We start from the raw sequence: 18,280 nt of genomic DNA on the forward strand, positions 1-18,280 counted from the left end.
CTAAGGACTTAGGTTTATTTTTGTAAATAGTTTCGTTTCTAACATTTAATAGTTTCATGTATATAGTTCTTGCCGTATTTGTAATACACTGGTATCTATCACTTTTTTGCCAAACTTTTTTTCTTCACCGATACTCTGCTCATAAGATGTTTATCATGAGCAAGCCATGGGAGCGTTTTTTTTATTTATTAACATATCTTTCACAGGGTTCATCTTACCTAAGTCCCCGCGCTTACGCGATACTACATCGCATGCACCATGCATTCAGTGATACAGAGAGAGATCCTCATTCACCACACCATACAAAAAACGTCTTTACGATGATGTGGGAAACAAAAGATATCTACAATGCTGTTTTAAATCGTAAAAGAGCTATTGAATCACAGTTTGAGCGTAATTATCCTGAATGGAGATTTATTGAGAAATTAGGTGATTCCTGGTTATCAAGAGCGGGCTGGGCATTGTTGTATTCTGCTTTTTATATCCTGGCATTTATTTATCTTGATATGCACTGGGCATTTTTCTTCCTTTTGCCAATTCACTTTTTGATGGGACCAATTCACGGTGCAATTGTAAACTGGAGTGGGCACAAATACGGTTACCAGAATTTTGACAACGAAGATAAGTCTAAGAACTCGCTTATTTTTGACTTCCTAATGATGGGAGAGCTGTTTCAGAACAATCATCACAAACGTCCAAATTCAATCAATTTTGGATCGAAATGGTGGGAAGTGGATCCTACATATCCGGTAATAAAAATGCTTAACCGCATGAAGATTATTGAGATCAGGAAAAAGAATTGATAGGAATTTTGACCTGTAAAAGAAAGCGGTGGACAATTTGTCTCCCGCTTTTTTTATGGTCTGAACGGCAAAGCCGGGCTGAATGTAAAAGCAGGTAAAAGTTTTTTGCCTCAGCCCGCAAAAAAACTTTGGCAGGTGTGAGAAACACCTGCCAAGTTTGCTTATTAACACCACAAAAAATGAAATCCAGTTAATGCCTGCTTCGATGGGGAAGCGCTGCTCTTATTAGAACAATACAAATTAATATAACAATACTTAAAAGCACGTTAATATTAAATTAGAATTTGCTTAGAGAGAAAAATTATTTGTTGGGCTAACTGAAATCACAGATGTGAAAAGTTTACTACAAATGTTGTTCCCTTTGGGATGTTAGCATGGATCGAAATAGTGCCACTGTGCAGCTTGACAATTCGCTCCACGAGCGATAGCCCAATGCCGTATCCTTTGACGCTCGCTGTATTGTCACTGCGGTAAAATGGCTGAAAAACCAGGTTCTGATCCTTCAAGGGAATTCCTTTACCACGGTCGGAGAATGTTAAAGAAATTTGTTTTGCAGTACATTTCAAGCTGACGTGCACGCTCAAATCATCAGAAAATTTACAGGCGTTGTCCATCAGGTTAAGAAAGGCAGTCTTTAAAAGTGTTGAGTTACCGGCAATCTCCAGCCAGGTGTCATCTTCGGGTAAGTCATCAAGGTCAAGATTAATCTGATACGATTTATTTGCCTGCGCAAGCATTTGGCGGGAATCCCACAGAAGATCATCAATCCGGATCGTTTCCGTTAGCAGATCCTTCTGGTCTTCGCTTACTTTGGCAAGTTCTAAAAGTGTATTGGAAAGCTGCGCAAGCTCCTGAATATCCTCCAGCACCGACTTAATTGTAAGCTGATAATCGTTTATGCTTCTTTCTTTCAACATGCTTACCTCAAGCTGAGATCGCATTTTGGTCAAAGGGTTTTTTAATTCATGCGAAACATTGGCTACAAATATCTTTTGCATCTGAAACGCAGTTTCAATCCGGTCCAGCAAATTGTTAAAGGTTGTTGTAAGACGTCCGATCTCATCTTTTTGATTGGGAACATCCAGTCTGGTATCCAGCTTTTGCGGCAGAATTCCCTCCACTTCGTTCATTACTTTTGAAATCGGCCGAAGTGCGCGTTTTGCAAAAATCCATCCGGCGAAAGCAACAATAATCGTTACGATCACAAACGAGGCTGTCAATAACTGTAAAAGGTTACTCAGGTTAACCTGTCCAACCTGATCCTCTGCGCCGAGAAGTACCACCGCTCTGGTACTGGTGAAAGTCAAAAAGATAGTCAAAGCAACAATTTTAGAATTGCCATCGGTGTACCGAATTTCACCTGCCTTGCGGACTTCATCCAGCCAGTATTTGGAGACGTGTATTTTTTTTGCCGCAGAGCTTGAATTGGTGTACATCAGACGATTTTTTTCGTCATAGATCAGAATAATCTGATTGTACATCCGGTCGGTGTTTGATCCTTCAAGTGCCCTCACGATATCAGCACTTACAACAGGGCCATCCAGCAAACGCGCTGCCGAGCTGGCCTTGGATTTAAGACGGTCGTAAAAATCCTGGGTTAAATTTTCGTAGGAAAAATAGTATACAGCTAGAAAAGTCACCAGAAGGATACTGCTTACCAATAATGAGAACTGAACAGTAAGCCTAGTACGAATCTGCATTAGTCTTCTATTTTAAGTACATAGCCCATCCCAAACTGGGTATGAATGAGCTTAACGGGATAGTCTTTATCTACCTTTTTACGGAGATAATTAACGTAAACCTCGATGATATTTGTTCCGGTATCAAAACCAATATCCCAGACCTGTTCCGCGATTTCAACCTTCGAAACAACCCTTCCCTGGTTTCGGATAAGATACACAAGCAGATTGAATTCACGTGCCGTTAAATTGATCTTGTTTCCTGCACGGTGAACTGTTTTTGCGTCAAGGGAAACTTCCAGATCAGCAAATTTTAGTATCTGTGAAGTATGAGAAATACCCGATCCGCGTTTGGTCAGTGCGCGCACCCGGGCCAAAAGTTCTTTAAATTCAAATGGTTTGACCAGATAATCGTCAGCACCCGCATCCAGGCCGGTAACCTTGTCGTCGGTTGTTCCCAGGGCGGTGAGCATCAATATAGGCGTATCGTCACCGGACTTTCTGATCTCCCGGCAAAGTTCGATCCCGTTAATACCGGGAATGATAATGTCACTGATAATGAGCTGATAAGAATTGTTTTTCGCCAGTTGTCTGCCAATCAGTCCGTCATATGCAATATCCACGTCGTATCCGTCTTCTTCCAATCCCTGTTTTAGTGATTGTACGGTCTTCGGTTCATCTTCAATCAGCAGTAATTTCATACAATTGGTAAAAATAATTCGGAAACTTCTTTCCAGTCCGACACCCTTCGATAGGTTTTATCATTCAGGTTATGTGCGGCCGTGAAAAGTATACCTTCTCCGTTAAAAGCGGCCAGGTTTCTTGTATGATCATCAATTAGATAATCTGAATTGATAATACTTTTATATCCGCAGAAAACAATGTTGGTCCAGGGGATAAAACTAAAATTCCGGCCCAGCCAGTCAAATTTATCCTTAAATGAATTCGGAAATTCCATGCAGGCCGTAGCAATGAATATTTCGTAGAAACGGGACAGTGCGTAGACTGTTTCCACTGAATCTTCTTTAACGGCAATATCTGCAAAAAAACCTGGTGAGTTCATCATCTTATGCAGTTTGGTAAGTTGCTTTGGATGTAACAGATTTTTCAAAGCGCCTTTTTTTAGATCATGCTCTGACAAATTCGTCGAGAAGTCATTCAACACGACTTGAATCAGTTTTTCATGTGTGTTTGCCAACACATCATCCATATCCAAAGTCAGTCTCAGCATTAGATCAGTGTTCTGTGTGCATCAAAATTTTCCAGATAGTCGTTTACCTTTTTTAGGAACATTCCGCCCAGCGATCCGTCTACTACCCGGTGGTCATAAGAATGAGAAATAAACATCAGACTGCGTATGCCAAGAAGATCTCCCTGGGGCGTTTCTAAAACAGCCGGTTTCTTTTTTATAGCTCCAAAAGCCATAATTGCAACCTGTGGCTGAACTATGATAGGTGTTCCCATTAAATTTCCAAACGCACCGATATTCGAAACCGTGTAGGTTCCTCCAGAAACATCGTCGGCTTTCAGTTTATTTTCCCTTGCTTTTTTCGCCAGTTCATTCACCTTACGGGCCAGTCCGGGCAGATCGTACTGATCGGCATGATGAATTACGGGAACGATCAAATTGCCGTCCGGCAGCGCAACGGCCATTCCAATGTTGATATCTTTTTTTCTGATGATTCTATCTCCGTCAACGGATATGTTAATCAGCGGATAATCTTTTATTGCTTTTACAACTGCCTCTATCAGAATTGGCGTAAAGGTGATGCTGTCTCCTGATTTCTTACGGTAGTCTGTTTTAACGGCATCTCTCCACTTAACAACCGTGGTCATGTCTGTTTCGATAAAAGAAGTTACGTGAGCCGAGATCTTTCTGGACTCCATCATACGCTGGGAGATCATCTTGCGCATCCGGTCCATTTCAATAATCTCATTGCCTCCGCTTACCGACACTGCTTTAACAGGTTCAGCGATGACAGCGGTATTGCGCTTTCTCGTATCCAGATAGGACAGCATGTCGCTCTTTGTTACTCTGTTTTCTGCTCCGGTGCCAGGAATATTAGCGAGTTCATTCGCGCCGATTTTCTCTTCTTTTGCAATGCTGAGAACAAGAGGAGAATAAAATCCGTTACCTTCTATTCCGTTGGAAGCCGGCTGAGACTCTGATTTTTTGCCAACCGCTTCCTGAATATCTTGTTCCAAAAGATCTGCCACAGTGGATACTGCCACAGCGGATGCTTCAACCGGGGAGACCGTAACAGCTTCTAGTTCGTGATTTTTTTCCGCCGTGGCATTCTCAGTTGGTGCGTCACCGGAAGAAGCTGGGGAATACGAGGGTTGTACACCGTCTGCATCTCCCTCAACTTCAATTAAAGCAACAGGGCTGCCAATGGGTACAACATCATTTTTATCAACAAGCCATTCCTTAATTGTTCCTTCGAAAGGGCAGGGTACCTCAGTATCCACTTTATCCGTAGCAACTTCCAATACCGAGTCATCAACTGCAACTTTATCACCGATTTCTTTAAGTCGGTGAAGAACGGTGCATTCCATGATACTCTCGCCCATCGGAGGCATCAGCATTTCAACTATTTTCATATTTTTCTATAAAGCCAGCGAGGTTGTTGCCGAAGCTGGTGATTTGTCAATGATTCTCGGGTACCCTAATGCCAGCAAAGCTGGTGTTAAACTTCTTCTTTTTCTGCTTTTAAAATCGTCTTTCTTAAAAGATTCAAAGCATAGGTGGTCGTCAACTCAATATTGATATTTCTAATATTGGATAATTTCAGTAACTGCGTAACGGTTTCTGTCGGCGTTGCGCACGCTATCCAAACTGTGCCAACCGGTTTTTCGGGAGTTCCGCCATCGGGTCCGGCAATGCCAGTTGTGGATATAGCATAAGTTGTATTCAGAACTTTACGTGCTCCTTCTGCCATTTCACGGGCAGTCTGCTCGCTGACAGCTCCGTAGGTTTCCAGCGTTTCTTCCTGAACGCCAAGCAGCTTCATTTTTAAAAAATTACTGTAACTCACCACAGAGCCTTCAAAATATCGGGATGATCCCGCAAGTGAGGTCAACCTTTGAGCTAAAAAACCTCCCGTGCAGCTTTCGGCTGTTCCTATCGTTGCTTCATGTTTTGTTAGTAACGCTCCGATAACCGATTCAAGTTCATCGGAATCGTATCCATATACATGTTCTTCAATCTGCGGTACGAGCAGATCGACTTGCTCCTGCAATTGTGAATCCAGTAATTGCTGATCGGATCCGGTACCTGTCAGCCGAAGCCTGACCTGTCCGAAATGAGGCAAATAGGCAAGTTTGATGTGGTCGGGTAATGCGTCTTCCCAGGGAGCGATTTTCTCAGCCAGAAAAGATTCGCCAATACCAATTGTCTTGACAATTTTATGCTGAATAATATTTAATACAAAATGCGCTTTAAGTCTGGGCAGGATTTCAAACTGCATCAGGCTTTTCATTTCGTACGGCACTCCCGGCAGAGAAACATAAACGACTCCATCCTTTTCGAACCACATTCCGGGAGCTGTTCCCCAAAGATTTGGGATGTAAGTGCAATTGTCAGGAAGTGCAGCCTGCTGAATATTTAGTTCTGTCATTGGCCTGCCTCTTTTGGCAAAGAATTCAGTCACCAGTGCCAGGGCTTCTTCATTCATTTTAAGCTGACTGCCAAAATAATCGCAGAAGGTATGTTTGGTAATATCATCTTTCGTTGGTCCCAAACCCCCGGTTACGATGATGACATCAACCCGTTTGCTGGCTTCAGTAAATGCCGAAATGATATCTTCCTTTTTATCACCGACCGATGTTTTGCGAACCGGCCGTATTCCTATCCCGGTAAGTTCTGCCCCGATCCACTGGGTATTGGTATCAGTGATTTGTCCAAAAAGGATCTCATCACCAATTGTAATTATTTCAGCCCGTACGGTGGGATTCATATATAAGGAAGAGATTGAATTAAACCGTTATTTTTCCCAAAAATAAGTAAAATTAATCGTTATTGATTACGTTTGGAGTGGAGTAGAATGTTAACAAACTGAAAGTGTAATGAATAAAAAAATTATATTGGTTGCCATGTTGGGGCTGTTTAGCAGTTGTGCTTCACAGGCGCAGCTCAAAGGAAAGCTTGGGAAGTTGTTTGAGCAGGTTCAGAGTCCGGCTGGTGTACTTAGTGAAGGAGACATTGCCAAAGGGCTAAAAGAGGCGTTGAACATCGGTGTGAGTAACGGATCGGCGGAAGCTTCCAAGGTGGATGGTTTTTATAAAAATGAGCTGATCAAACTAGTCATCCCTCCGGAAGCCCAGAAGGTAGCCGAGACTTTGCGTAAGATGGGACTTGGAGCAGAGGTCGACAAATTTACTTTGTCTTTAAACCGGGCAGCGGAAGATGCAGCGAAAAAGTCCAAACCGATTTTTGTAAAAGCTGTAACATCCATGACAATTACGGATGCGGTAAGTATTTTGAAAGGGCAGGATGATGCTGCGACCCAGTACCTTAAAAAGACAACCAACTCGGATCTTTATAAAACCTTTTTTCCGGTTGTAGACAGTACGCTGAAAATCAACAAGGCTACGCAATACTATGCTGATATTGTCAATATCTACAACAAGCTGCCGCTGGTCAAAAAGGTTGATCCAAACCTTAAAGAGTATGCAACTCAAAAAACAATCGACGGACTCTATGTCTTGATTGCCCAGGAAGAAAAGAAAATCAGAAAAGATCCGGTTGCAAGGGTCAGCGATCTGCTTAAAAAGGTATTTAGTCAGGCAGGAAAATGATGATAATTTCTCCGCATGTGCGTTTTATGATTACTTTTGTGAAAATTTAACACCACATGAAAAATTCAGAAATAAATTTCACCATAGATCTTGATAACCAGAACGTACCCGAAAAAATCCACTGGAGTGCGACTGATAATCCAAACGAAGGCATAAACGATACCCGTGCAATTGCCATTGCAGTGTGGGATCACTACCACAGAGGAACTTTAAAAATCGATTTGTGGACAAAAGACATGGAAGTCTTTGACATGAAACGTTTTTATATTGAAATAATGAGTGGTATTGCTGATACGCTGCTCACCGCTACCAACGACAAAGTGATGGCCGATGCCATCGAAGGAGTTTGTGAAACGCTAAGCAAAAAGCTCGATGAAGAAATGAAGGCTGCAAAGTAATTCTTTTAATCAGCCACCAACAAAAAATCCTGGATATATGGCCGGGATTTTTTTGTTGGTAGTAACGCTACTGGCCAGATTTAAGCTTTTCCAATTCCAGCTTCAAAGCCTTTGTAAGAGAGTTGGCAACCAACTCGTAAGAATCTTTGACCCAGCCAAACAAAAGCTCACCAGGTATGCTTCCTGTCACTTTGACGGTATTCCAATGCTTTTTGCTCATGTGATAACCCGGAAGGACATCTTCATATTCTGTCCTTAATTCCTCAGCCTTCTCAGGATCGCATTTAACATTGAAGGATAAAGGCGAATCGTCCAGAGACGTAAGCAAAAACATCTTTCCCATTACCTTGAATACAAGTGTATCTGGTCCAAATGGCAATTCTTCTGTGACTCCCGGCAATTCCAGGCAATAATCACGCAGCGTGTCCAGGTTCATCTCGTAAATGCGCGGAAGATCATCACGATTACACAAAACAAAAACATGACGATTGAAATCCGGTTTATTCCGTGCATCATTCGCAAATTAAAAGACGTTGGAGCATTCGGATCAGGTTTTTTGAAAACCCTTACGAAATAGTGAAATACATCACCCAGTTGAAAGTACTTTTTCATAATCATGTTTTTTAGATAGTCAACTTTAATCTAATTGAGAACTTCTACCTCACTCGGATCGATCCAGCGTCCGTCTTCTTTAATCAGCCCGATCAGTTCATCCACTGCTTTCGCAGCTGTTACAGAACGTTTGATCACTTCCTGGCCGCGGTAAAGTGCGATTTTATCTTTTCCCATTCCCACGTAACCATAATCCGCATCCGCCATTTCACCAGGACCATTTACAATGCAGCCCATTATACCGATCTTAATACCTTTTAAGTGTTCAGTATACTTACGGATCATCGCCGTGGTTTCCTGTAAATCAAAAAGTGTTCTTCCGCAGGAAGGGCAGGATATGTATTCGGTTTTAGACATGCGTGTACGCGCGGCCTGTAATATTCCGAATGCAATGCTGTTAAATAATGAAGCGCTTTTTAATTTTTCAGGTTGTTCTGAACCATCAGAAAAAACAGGTGACAATAATATTCCGTCTCCAAAACCGTCAACCAATAAACCGCCAATATCCGTTGCCGAATAAAGTGGTAATTCGTCTCCCAAATCAACTCTGTAATTTCTCTGAACAATCACTGGGAGTTTTATGCCCATATTCACAAGATTAAAGAAGAATCTCCTTAGCTCTGGCATAGCATGCGTGTTATCAGTTTGAACTACAAGCACTATATTTTTCAACAAACCCACATCGATCAGGAATTCATAGTCAAAGGAATGAATTGTGCCCTTAACAAAAGTAAGTTGATGAGAAATTCCTTCCTTTGATATATCTTCGTTCCAATCATCCACTGACATTATTGGGAATTTATTTGAGCGGTCCTCGTGATTTTTCCAAATAGAATAATCCAGAATTTCCTTCAAACCATTTGGCAACATGAATGGTGCCGGATTCAGTCCCGTGTAAATAAAATCTGATCCCTGGTCGTTCATTGCCCACTTATCGGGAACGGGAAGAAAAAAATGCCCGATGCTTTTAAGATCATCCAGCTGACTTATTGTTATTGCCGAATAATCAGCAATAACCCTGGGGACATTTAATGCACCAATATTGTAAACCTCATTGGTAACCCTCCTGGTATATTGAAATGGGTTGATCGGGGAGCTCTCAACAGGATCTATGAAATCATGAGGGGATCGCAGTGTATAACGCTCAATGAGTGCTCTGGCAACAGGTGCTTCCTTTTCAGGAGCCTCTGTTAGAGAAACACGTACTGTATCACCAAGTCCGTCTTCCAGTAAGGTTCCAATTCCAACAGCCGATTTGATCCTGCCATCTTCGGCTTCGCCGGCTTCGGTAACGCCCAAATGCAGCGGATACGGTTTCAAACCTTCTTCATCCAGTCGCTGCACCAACAAGCGGTACGCTTCCACCATCACCTGCGTGTTGCTGGATTTCATCGACAGGGCAATATTGAAATAATTGAATTCTTCACAAATCCTGAGAAACTCCAGAGCAGATTCGACCATGCCCAGTGGCGTATCGCCGTAACGGCTCAGAATTCTGTCAGAAAGAGAGCCGTGGTTTGTACCGATCCGCATGGCAGTGCCGTATTCTTTACAAATCCTGATCAGCGGAATAAATTTCTCACGAATCCGGTCCAATTCCGCTGCATACGAAGCGTCGGTGTAGTCTATGACTTCAAAGCGTTTACGATCCGCATAGTTACCTGGATTAATCCTGACTTTCTCAACGATCCTTGCCGCAAGTTCTGCCGCGTTCGGTGTAAAATGGATATCTGCGATTAATGGAACGTGGATGCCGATTTTATGCAATCCGTTCCGGATATTTTCAAGATTTTGTGCTTCCTTAACGCTTGGAGCTGTTATACGTACATATTCACAGCCAGAGTCAACCATCCGCACAACCTCATCAATCGATCCCTGCGTATCCATTGTGTCCACAGTTGTCATAGACTGTACCCTGATCGGATAATCGGAACCCATTGGGATATCTCCGATCTTTATCGTAATGGTTTTACGGCGTTTATATTCCGTCAGTGACGGGCAGTAAATAATCGTTTTTTCAGGAGCCGTTATCAAAGTCATCAGTGGTATTTATTCCTTCCGGATGTTTAACAAAACCGGAATCAGTTTTCAATTTAATTGGTTTGAGTGATTTGTTGCCTTACTCAGAAACCAAAGGCAAAGTTCACAAAACTAAAACACATTAGGAATTACATTCGTGCATTTATTCTTTAAAACGATAATCTTAATATTTGGTATGGATGGCAGGAGTTAAAATTAATAATACTGGAGTCGTAAGCATTAATGATTACATGACATAAAAAAAGCCCGGAAACATCAATTCCCGGGCTTGCAAACATTTATCAAAACTACCAGCTTCTCTTTTTATGTCCGAACAGTCCGAAATACATAATGAAAAGATATAGAGGCAGCATAACCCAGTACGCGTTTTGCGTGCTTCCGATGGAATCGGCGATCCCGCCGTAAACCAATGGCATAATTGCTCCACCGGAGATACCCATAATTAAAAGAGCTGAACCAATCTTAGTGAATTTACCTAGTCCGCTCAATGCCAAAGGCCAAAGTGCAGGCCAAATTACCGCATTTGCAAAACCGAGAACAGCGATGCAAAGAACCGACGTAAAACCTGTTGAGAAAATAGCAACGATTGTCACAAAAATTCCCAGAATAGCTGAGAACAGCAAATATCCCTGCTGGGTAACATATTTAGGTATCAGAACAATACCCAAAATATATCCAAACATCATTCCGCCCAATGTATAGGTTCCAAAAAGTCTGGCTTCTTCTTCTGCGAAACCAAGGGAAACGCCGTAATTAATGATCGTGTCTCCGGCAATTACCTCAACACCCACATAACAGAACAAAGCGATTACGCCCAATATAAGATTTGGAAACTGGAAAATACTTGTTTTTTCAACGACTACCACCTGAGATGCCACAGGAGTCTCTTCTTCTTCACTTACCTCTACAAGTCCTTTTGACATACGGATTAAAATAGCTAACCCAACCAAAATACCTGTAAGAACCAAATAGGGAATTACAACCTTATCCAGCTCATCTTTTGGATCAACAGAAGTCGCACCGGCAAGAAGCAGACTTCCTACCACAACCTGGCTAATTATACCGGCAGTTTTATTGGCAATTCCCATGATACTGATTCGTTGCGCTGCACTTTCGCGCGGCCCGAGGATTGTAACATATGGATTTGAGGCCGTCTGTAAAACGGTAAGTCCTATACCGATGGTAAACAACCCCACAAGAAACAGATTGTAACTGGCAAGTTCAGCAGCAGGAATAAAAATTAAAGTTCCCGCGGCCATTACCAGCAAGGCCAGCGACATACCATTTTTAAAACCCGTTTTCTTTAAAACCATCGATGCGGGAATAGCCATCAGGGTATAAGAGATGAAAAATGCAAAGGTTACCAGATAGGAACTGGTGTTGTCAAGACTGAAAGCCTTCTTGAAAAATGTAATTAAGGTCCCGTTTACCCATGTAACGAAACCCATCACAAAAAATAAAATACCGATAATAATAAGAGGAACCAGGTAGTTGTTGTTCTTATTGCTGCTCATTGAGGCTGGTGTTAAAAGTTATAGGTTTAAGATTATGGAAATACGATCAGGTAGTTGAAACACCATGCTTTGTTGCTTTTTTGTAAAAATTACGTCTATACATATCATGTTATGGATGATGACAGAAGCACGTCAGGCATGTTTTCAGACAAGTTTGCAATTTACACGTATTTACCACATTTTTAAATTTTTTTATTAATCTAAATAAATCGTCCGGCCACAAGGGCTGAATCTATTTCTTCGAACATTGAACAAATTTGGAAAGATCGGCGTTAACCGAATGCAAGTAACTCCAAAGAGCTGGTACAGGACGCTCGGCGGCTTTAAGTGTGTTGGACACATACTTTGTAACGACATTTAAGGCATTTTAAATTTAGTTGGTATTATTTATGGCTCATAAAGTAGCTGTGTTTCGTAAGGAACATTTCAATGCGGCGCATCGTCTTCATAACCCAGGCTGGTCAGAAGAAAAAAACGAGGCTGTATTCGGAAAGTGTAATAACCCCAATTTTCACGGACACAATTATGAGCTGATCGTACAGGTTACCGGTGTTGTGGATCCGGAAACAGGCTATGTGATGGACATGAAGTTGCTGAGCGCTATTATCAAGGAATATGTGCTCGATCGTTTTGATCATCGCAACCTGAACCTTGACGTTGAAGAATTTCATCACCTGAATCCCTCGGCTGAAAATATTGCTGTTGTTATTTATAATATTCTACGTACAAAAATTGATGACAGGCTTGCCCTGAAAATACGATTATATGAAACAGAACGGAACTTTGTCGAATATCCCGTCGATTGATTTGCTTGAAATTGAAGAAGTAGGGGACGATCATCTTTTCACTTCCATCGAAACGCCGATGCGTGCGGATGCATTTGCAATGGAGGATGATGTGAAAATTGAACTGATCGAAAAGCATTTTCGTCACATCATGGAAATCATGGGGCTGGATCTGACAGACGACAGCCTTAAAGGTACGCCGAAAAGGGTTGCGAAGATGTACATCAAAGAGGTTTTCAGCGGACTTGATCCAAAAAATAAACCCAGCATTGCTCTTTTTGAAAATAAGTACAAATACGATCAGATGCTGGTTGAAAAGGATATTACAGTGTTCTCAAATTGTGAACATCACTTTGTCCCGATTTACGGAAAGGCGCATGTGGCGTATATTTCTAGCGGTAAGGTTATCGGATTATCAAAGCTTAACCGGATTGTAGAATATTTTAGTAAACGTCCGCAGGTTCAGGAAAGATTGACCGTTCAAATTGCGAACGAGCTTAAACAGGCTTTGGAGACAGAAGACATTGCGGTTGTAATTGATGCAAAACACATGTGTGTACAGTCAAGAGGCGTTAGAGATTCTGCCAGCTCCACAGTGACTGCATACTACGGAGGAAAATTCGAAAATGAAGCAACCAAGAAGGAGTTTCTGAGTTATCTGGGAATGTGAATCCTTTTTCAGTTAAGAATTAAAAATGAAGAATTAAAAATACAAAAAAAGGCTTGGTGCATCTTTATTAGAGACACCAAGCCTTTTTTACTCTTAATTCTTAACTCTTAATTTATCATTAAACCAGAGGTCCTACGCGTTCAAGCAAAGCTTTTGTTGCTTTAATTCCTTCGCGCTCGGAAAGTTTACTTCCTTCGTATTCAATACCGGCGATTCCTTTAAAACCACTGTCTTTAACAATTTTCAGAATCTTATTATAATCGGTTTCGATACAATTTCCTTTTTCGTCAAAGTCATACGTTTTAGCACTTACACCCTTCGCGAAAGGCATCAGCTCTTTTGTTCCCTGATATCTGTCGTAGGACTCCGCACAGCCGCCATCTTTTCTTGTAATACAGAAATTTCCAAAATCAGGTAGTGTACCTACATTTTTCATATTAACCTGTTTCATCACACCGGATAACCACTGGCCATTTGAAGACGATCCGCCATGGTTTTCAACGATCACGTTGATACCTGTTTTCGAAGCAAATTCTCCCAGTTTACTTAGTCCCTCTATTGCAGCCTTGGCTACCTCGTCATTGCTTCCTCTTCCGTAAGCATTTACCCGAATCGTTTTGCAGCCAAGATATTTTGCTGCTTCAACCCACTTGTAATGATTTTCGATTGCCTTGTTACGCACCGCTGCATCCAGCTCACCAAGACCGCCTTCGCCGTCTATCATGATCAGGTGATTTTTGATTCCGTTATCCTTACATCTTTTTAAAAGATCGTTCAGGTAAGTTTTGTCCTCGGCTTTGTCTTTAAAAAACTGGTTAACATACTCAACGATGCTGATGTCAAACTCTTTTCTGGCTATTTCGGGGAAATCAAGATTGGTGATTTTCTTGGAGTTAAGCTCCTTGTGCAGGGACCATTCTGCCAGAGATATGTCAAACCAAAGTTTTTTTGCAGCAGATTCTGCCAGCAGGTCTGTAATTGTTGTAGCCGCAAGTGCAGCTGCACCAGCGTGTTTCAGGAAATCACGTCTAGAAAAATTCATCATGGTTAAAAATTTAGAAATTATAGGTAACTGGTAAAATTGATTTTTGCACGGATACTCAAAAAATGTAGTTGCTTAAAAGTTAACGGTCAAAACCTAAACGTTTTACTGATTATGCTATTTTAAAACTGAAAATAAGATTCAGGTAACTAATTTTTAACCAAAACGTTACGGCTGAATTGAACATTGTCGGGATCTCAAAATTCTCAGCCATCGTGTTGTTTAAAAATGCGAATTTATTCTAACCTCACTTCCTGTGTTCGGACATAAAATATAAAATTTCGAAGTGTAGTTAAATCTTAATTTGGTTTATTTGCACTTTAAATCACTGAATCAGGGGCTAAAAATACAAGAAAATGCGGGTTTCAAATACAGAAAATAATTGGAAAACACTTTCTACTGAAACCGTTTATGAGAATGCCTGGCTGGAACTTAGTCACCGTGAGGTGATAACGCCGGGAGGAAGTAACGGAATTTATGGGTTGGTAAAATTTAAAAACCAGGCAATTGGTGTCATCCCAATTGATCAGAACGATCATATTTATCTTGTCGGGCAGTTTCGTTACGCAATCGATGAGTATTCCTGGGAAATTCCGGAGGGGGGAGGTATTCTGGGCACAGATGTTTTAGAAGCTGCAAAACGGGAACTGAAGGAAGAAACGGGATTGGTTGCGGCTAAGTGGACAAAGCTTGCCAGAATTCATACATCTAACTCAGCGACCAATGAGGAAGGGTTTCTGTACATTGCAGAAGAACTAAGCCAGCTGGAAGCTGAGCCGGAAGATACCGAGGATCTTCAGGTTAAAAAAGTACATTTAAAAGAAGCCGTTGAGATGGTGATGCGTTCGAAAATAACGGATTCCCTATCGGTTTGCGCCATTTTAATGGCTGCCAGGCTTAAAAATATTTAGTATGCTGGAAGCATTATTTTATGGTACGCTTACTGGAATCGCTTTGTGCCTGACATTTGGTACGGTGTTCTTTTCCCTGGTACAAAACAGTGTCGACAATGGTTTCAGGACCGGAGTCAAAATCGCTTTCGGAGTATTCGTCAGTGATGTGATATTTGTATTTTTTGCAATATTCGGGACAGCACTGCTTCCTGATATCACAAATTCCCAGAAATGGATTGCCGGAGCGGGGATCATTTTTCTGATCGTTCTGGGATTAAATAACTTCATTAACGGACAGCCAAAGATTGCCTATCCCAAAACACGTTTTGGAAATCTGCTTTATTACTTCACAACCGGTTTTCTACTGAATGCTTTGAATCCGGTCAATTTCATCACCTGGGTCACAATAGCTACGTATATCCGCAGCAATCTACACTTTAACATGACGCAGGTCATCACGTTTTTTTGTGCCAGTGTTGTGGCCGTATTTGCGGTAGAATGCGCAATTGCATTTTATGCCAACCGGCTCAAACGTCTTTTTACTCCAAAAGTGGTACTTATTTTTAACAGGGTGACAGGCGCAGTTTTTATCCTGATCGCCTGTCAGATTGCGTATACTACTTTTCTTAAATGAAATTTACGGTTTAAGTAATTCCGAATCGCTCAAATATCCGTTTTTGTTTAGATAAGTTTTCCAGTCGTCCATCAAAAAGTTCTTGAAAACGCGGGGAAACTTATGTTGTCCACCCATTTTACCTTTGGATTCCATCCAGCCATAAAACGCTTTATTTGGTAATACGGTGACGAATATTTCTTTTAAGGCGTGTTTGCGTTCTACCGCATAGTCGTCATTCAACTCAGAAAGACGCGCATCAAGCTTATTTTTAAGAACCTCTGTATCAATGTTGCTTTCGTCTACACCGATATACCAGTGATGCGCAAATAACGATTCATGAGGTACGCCGCACACGGTGAATTCCTTTACGGTGAGTCCCATTTCGTCTGAAACAAGATCGATTGCTTTGTTCATGTTGTCTACCGAAAGATGCTCGCCGCATAAGCTCAGGTAATGTTTTGTACGGCCGGTGATCGCAATTTCACCTCTTTGTTTATCTACAAATTTAACCGTGTCACCAATCAGATAGCGCCATGCACCCGAACAGGTGGAAAGAAGCAAAGCATACTCTTTTCCTTCTTCTACCTGGTCTACCATGAGCGTTTCAGGATCAGACAGCAAAGTACCCTCAGAATCAAAATTCTGTTCATTAAATGGTATGAACTCAAAGAAAATTCCATTGTCACAAACCAGTTCCATACCTACGGCTCCCGGTCTTGTCTGGTAGGCAATGAAACCCTCAGAAGCCAGGTACGTGTTGATATAAATCAGTGGCCGGGCCAGCAGCTTTTCGAAACCTTTCCGATAGGGCTCAAACGAGACACCTCCATGAGCAAAAACCTGAAGGTTCGGCCAGATGTCATGAATGGTTTTCACATTGTAATGTGCAATAATTTTTTCCATTAAAAGCTGGATCCATGCCGGTACGCCGACAATAAATCCAATATCCCATTCGTGAGCTTGTTTGGTGATTTCCTCTAATTTGATGCCCCAGTCCTTTTGTGCAGCTATTTTCTCACCGGGCTTATAGTAAGGGCGAAACCAGTAGGGGATTTGCTTTGCTGTAATCCCGCTTAAATCTCCTTCAAAATGACTGTCCTGATTACTCAGATTTGTGCTGCCGCCAAGCATTAGGAATCCCTTTTCATACAGGTCATTTGGCAGGTCTTTATAATGTCCAAGCGACAGAATCTGACGAATGCTCGTCTTCTGGATTGCTTTGGACATAGCCTTAGTTACCGGAATGTGTTTCGTTGCTGCTTCGGATGTTCCCGAACTTAATGCGTAATATTTAATCTGGCCGGGCCAGCAGATATCTTTCTCTCCATCCAGCGAACGGTGCCACCACTCCTGGAATATTTTGTTGTAATCGTAAACCGGAACCGACTTTTTGTATTGTTCATAAAATGCCCCTTTTTCGCCAAAAAGGATTGCCGAAAGCAATTCATCAAAATTAAATTTCTCTCCGAATTCGGTATATCTTGCTTTGGCCAAAAGTTTAGCCAGTGTTTTTTTCTGCTGTTGATGAAGGCTTGCTTTTTTCCTGTTAGCAACAATGTTACTAAACAGAATTCCTTTTTTAAGTAAACTTCCGACTAAAGCCATAGCTAATTTTTCTAACGTTAATTATAAATCCCAGGTAGCAAGCTCCTGAAGGGCCTTGTACTCTGTGAGATCATATTGGCAAGGTACAACAGAAACGTAATTATTGTCCAGTGCCCATACATCCGTATCTTCCTTTTCTGTGTCAAAGTTAACAAAATCACCCGCCATCCACAGATAACCCCGACCGTTGGGATCCACGCGGTAATCGAATTTCTCCTGCCATTTAGCGTGCGCCTGTCTGCAAACCTTCACACCTTTAATAGGAAACTCGGTTTTAGCCGGAATATTAACATTTAAAGCAACGCCCTTAGGAATACCATGTTTCAAAGCAGATTTGGTGATGGATTTAATGAAAGGAACTGCATGACTAAAATCGGCATCCTCTCTAAAATCGCATAAAGAAAAACCTATTGAAGGAATTCCTTCAATAGCAGCTTCAATGGCCGCCGACATGGTGCCGGAATAAAGTACGCTGATTGAACTGTTACTTCCATGATTTATTCCGCTTACAACCAGGTCCGGCTTTTTATCCTGCAGAATATAGTGTTTAGCAAGTTTAACACAATCAGCGGGAGTTCCGGAGCATTCATATTCCACGACATTATCAAAAATATGTGTCTCGTAGATCCTTAATGGTTCGCCGATCGTGATTGCATGGCCCATGCCGGATTGAGGACTGTTTGGAGCTACAACCACCACGTCGCCTATTTGCTGCATGGTTTCTACCAGTGTTCGAATTCCTAGTGATGTTATTCCGTCGTCGTTGGTAACTAAAATCAGAGGTTTCATATTTGTTGTTTCATTTCCGATCATCAGCGGCAGTCAA

At 41.7% G+C, this 18,280-nt stretch carries 19 protein-coding genes; 7 read left to right on the forward strand and 12 right to left on the reverse strand.

The window, feature by feature from the left end; all coding sequences use genetic code 11:
* Positions 1-56 precede the first annotated feature (56 nt).
* The gene (locus tag E0F88_RS13555) at positions 57-803 is read left to right on the forward strand and encodes an acyl-CoA desaturase (protein ID WP_131958789.1); all 747 of its coding nucleotides are present in this window, start codon (positions 57-59) and stop codon (positions 801-803) included.
* Positions 804-1,126: 323 nt separating this feature from the next.
* On the opposite strand, the gene E0F88_RS13560 is transcribed toward E0F88_RS13555, so the two are convergent.
* From E0F88_RS13560 to E0F88_RS13580, 5 genes are all read right to left on the reverse strand, one after another.
* The gene (locus E0F88_RS13560; protein WP_131958790.1) at positions 1,127-2,503 is read right to left on the reverse strand and encodes a sensor histidine kinase; all 1,377 of its coding nucleotides are present in this window, start codon (positions 2,501-2,503) and stop codon (positions 1,127-1,129) included.
* On the reverse strand, positions 2,503-3,183 hold the full coding sequence (locus E0F88_RS13565) for a response regulator transcription factor (RefSeq protein WP_131958791.1): 681 nt from the start codon (positions 3,181-3,183) through the stop codon (positions 2,503-2,505). The genes E0F88_RS13560 and E0F88_RS13565 overlap by 1 nt, the downstream gene beginning before the upstream one ends.
* Positions 3,180-3,713 (reverse strand): 5' nucleotidase, NT5C type, encoded by a 534-nt coding sequence (locus E0F88_RS13570; protein WP_131958792.1) that lies wholly within the window; start codon positions 3,711-3,713, stop codon positions 3,180-3,182. The genes E0F88_RS13565 and E0F88_RS13570 overlap by 4 nt, the downstream gene beginning before the upstream one ends.
* Entirely contained in the window at positions 3,713-5,083 is a 1,371-nt protein-coding gene (locus E0F88_RS13575; RefSeq protein ID WP_131958793.1) for a dihydrolipoamide acetyltransferase family protein, read from the reverse strand. The genes E0F88_RS13570 and E0F88_RS13575 overlap by 1 nt, the downstream gene beginning before the upstream one ends.
* Before the next feature lie 86 nt (positions 5,084-5,169).
* Positions 5,170-6,438, reverse strand: coding sequence for a competence/damage-inducible protein A (locus E0F88_RS13580; protein ID WP_131958794.1), 1,269 nt, complete (start codon positions 6,436-6,438; stop codon positions 5,170-5,172).
* A gap of 109 nt (positions 6,439-6,547) precedes the next feature.
* Between E0F88_RS13580 and E0F88_RS13585 the strand changes: the two genes are divergently transcribed.
* On the forward strand, positions 6,548-7,279 hold the full coding sequence (locus E0F88_RS13585; protein ID WP_131958795.1) for a DUF4197 domain-containing protein: 732 nt from the start codon (positions 6,548-6,550) through the stop codon (positions 7,277-7,279).
* 56 nt (positions 7,280-7,335) lie between these two features.
* Positions 7,336-7,677: a gliding motility protein GldC gene (gene gldC, locus E0F88_RS13590; RefSeq protein ID WP_131958796.1), complete on the forward strand. Its 342-nt coding sequence runs from the start codon at positions 7,336-7,338 to the stop codon at positions 7,675-7,677.
* 67 nt (positions 7,678-7,744) lie between these two features.
* Here gldC and E0F88_RS13595 read toward each other — a convergent pair whose 3' ends face one another.
* From E0F88_RS13595 to E0F88_RS13610, 4 genes are all read right to left on the reverse strand, one after another.
* Positions 7,745-8,113 carry an MmcQ/YjbR family DNA-binding protein gene (locus E0F88_RS13595; protein WP_131958797.1) on the reverse strand — a complete coding sequence of 123 codons (369 nt, stop codon included), beginning with the start codon at positions 8,111-8,113 and terminating at the stop codon, positions 7,745-7,747.
* The gene (locus E0F88_RS13600; RefSeq protein ID WP_131958798.1) at positions 8,110-8,289 is read right to left on the reverse strand and encodes a DUF6728 family protein; all 180 of its coding nucleotides are present in this window, start codon (positions 8,287-8,289) and stop codon (positions 8,110-8,112) included. Before E0F88_RS13600 ends, E0F88_RS13595 begins: the two co-directional genes overlap by 4 nt.
* A gap of 30 nt (positions 8,290-8,319) precedes the next feature.
* Entirely contained in the window at positions 8,320-10,329 is a 2,010-nt protein-coding gene (ispG, locus tag E0F88_RS13605) for a (E)-4-hydroxy-3-methylbut-2-enyl-diphosphate synthase (RefSeq protein ID WP_131958799.1), read from the reverse strand.
* A 287-nt stretch (positions 10,330-10,616) separates the two neighbouring features.
* On the reverse strand, positions 10,617-11,843 hold the full coding sequence (locus E0F88_RS13610; protein WP_131958800.1) for a sugar MFS transporter: 1,227 nt from the start codon (positions 11,841-11,843) through the stop codon (positions 10,617-10,619).
* 389 nt (positions 11,844-12,232) lie between these two features.
* On the opposite strand from E0F88_RS13610, the gene E0F88_RS13615 reads away from it, so the two are divergent.
* Both E0F88_RS13615 and folE read left to right on the forward strand, forming a co-directional pair.
* Positions 12,233-12,649, forward strand: coding sequence for a 6-pyruvoyl trahydropterin synthase family protein (locus E0F88_RS13615; protein WP_131958801.1), 417 nt, complete (start codon positions 12,233-12,235; stop codon positions 12,647-12,649).
* Positions 12,609-13,298, forward strand: a complete 690-nt coding sequence (gene folE, locus E0F88_RS13620) for a GTP cyclohydrolase I FolE (protein ID WP_131958802.1) — start codon at positions 12,609-12,611, stop codon at positions 13,296-13,298. Before E0F88_RS13615 ends, folE begins: the two co-directional genes overlap by 41 nt.
* 118 nt (positions 13,299-13,416) lie before the next feature.
* Here folE and E0F88_RS13625 read toward each other — a convergent pair whose 3' ends face one another.
* Positions 13,417-14,340, reverse strand: a complete 924-nt coding sequence (locus tag E0F88_RS13625) for a sugar phosphate isomerase/epimerase family protein (protein ID WP_131958984.1) — start codon at positions 14,338-14,340, stop codon at positions 13,417-13,419.
* Between the two features lie 356 nt (positions 14,341-14,696).
* On the opposite strand from E0F88_RS13625, the gene E0F88_RS13630 reads away from it, so the two are divergent.
* Both E0F88_RS13630 and E0F88_RS13635 read left to right on the forward strand, forming a co-directional pair.
* Positions 14,697-15,251 (forward strand): NUDIX domain-containing protein, encoded by a 555-nt coding sequence (locus tag E0F88_RS13630; RefSeq protein ID WP_131958803.1) that lies wholly within the window; start codon positions 14,697-14,699, stop codon positions 15,249-15,251.
* Position 15,252: 1 nt separating this feature from the next.
* Positions 15,253-15,867, forward strand: a complete 615-nt coding sequence (locus tag E0F88_RS13635) for a LysE family translocator (protein WP_131958804.1) — start codon at positions 15,253-15,255, stop codon at positions 15,865-15,867.
* Between the two features lie 3 nt (positions 15,868-15,870).
* On the opposite strand, the gene E0F88_RS13640 is transcribed toward E0F88_RS13635, so the two are convergent.
* A complete protein-coding gene (locus E0F88_RS13640) occupies positions 15,871-17,454 on the reverse strand; it encodes a GH3 family acyl-acid amido synthetase (RefSeq protein ID WP_131958805.1) in 1,584 nt (527 codons plus the stop codon).
* Positions 17,455-17,475: 21 nt separating this feature from the next.
* A complete protein-coding gene (gene surE / locus E0F88_RS13645) occupies positions 17,476-18,243 on the reverse strand; it encodes a 5'/3'-nucleotidase SurE (RefSeq protein ID WP_131958806.1) in 768 nt (255 codons plus the stop codon).
* Positions 18,244-18,280 lie beyond the last annotated feature (37 nt).

Source organism: Dyadobacter psychrotolerans, assembly GCF_004349265.1.
Lineage (GTDB): Bacteria > Bacteroidota > Bacteroidia > Cytophagales > Spirosomataceae > Dyadobacter > Dyadobacter psychrotolerans.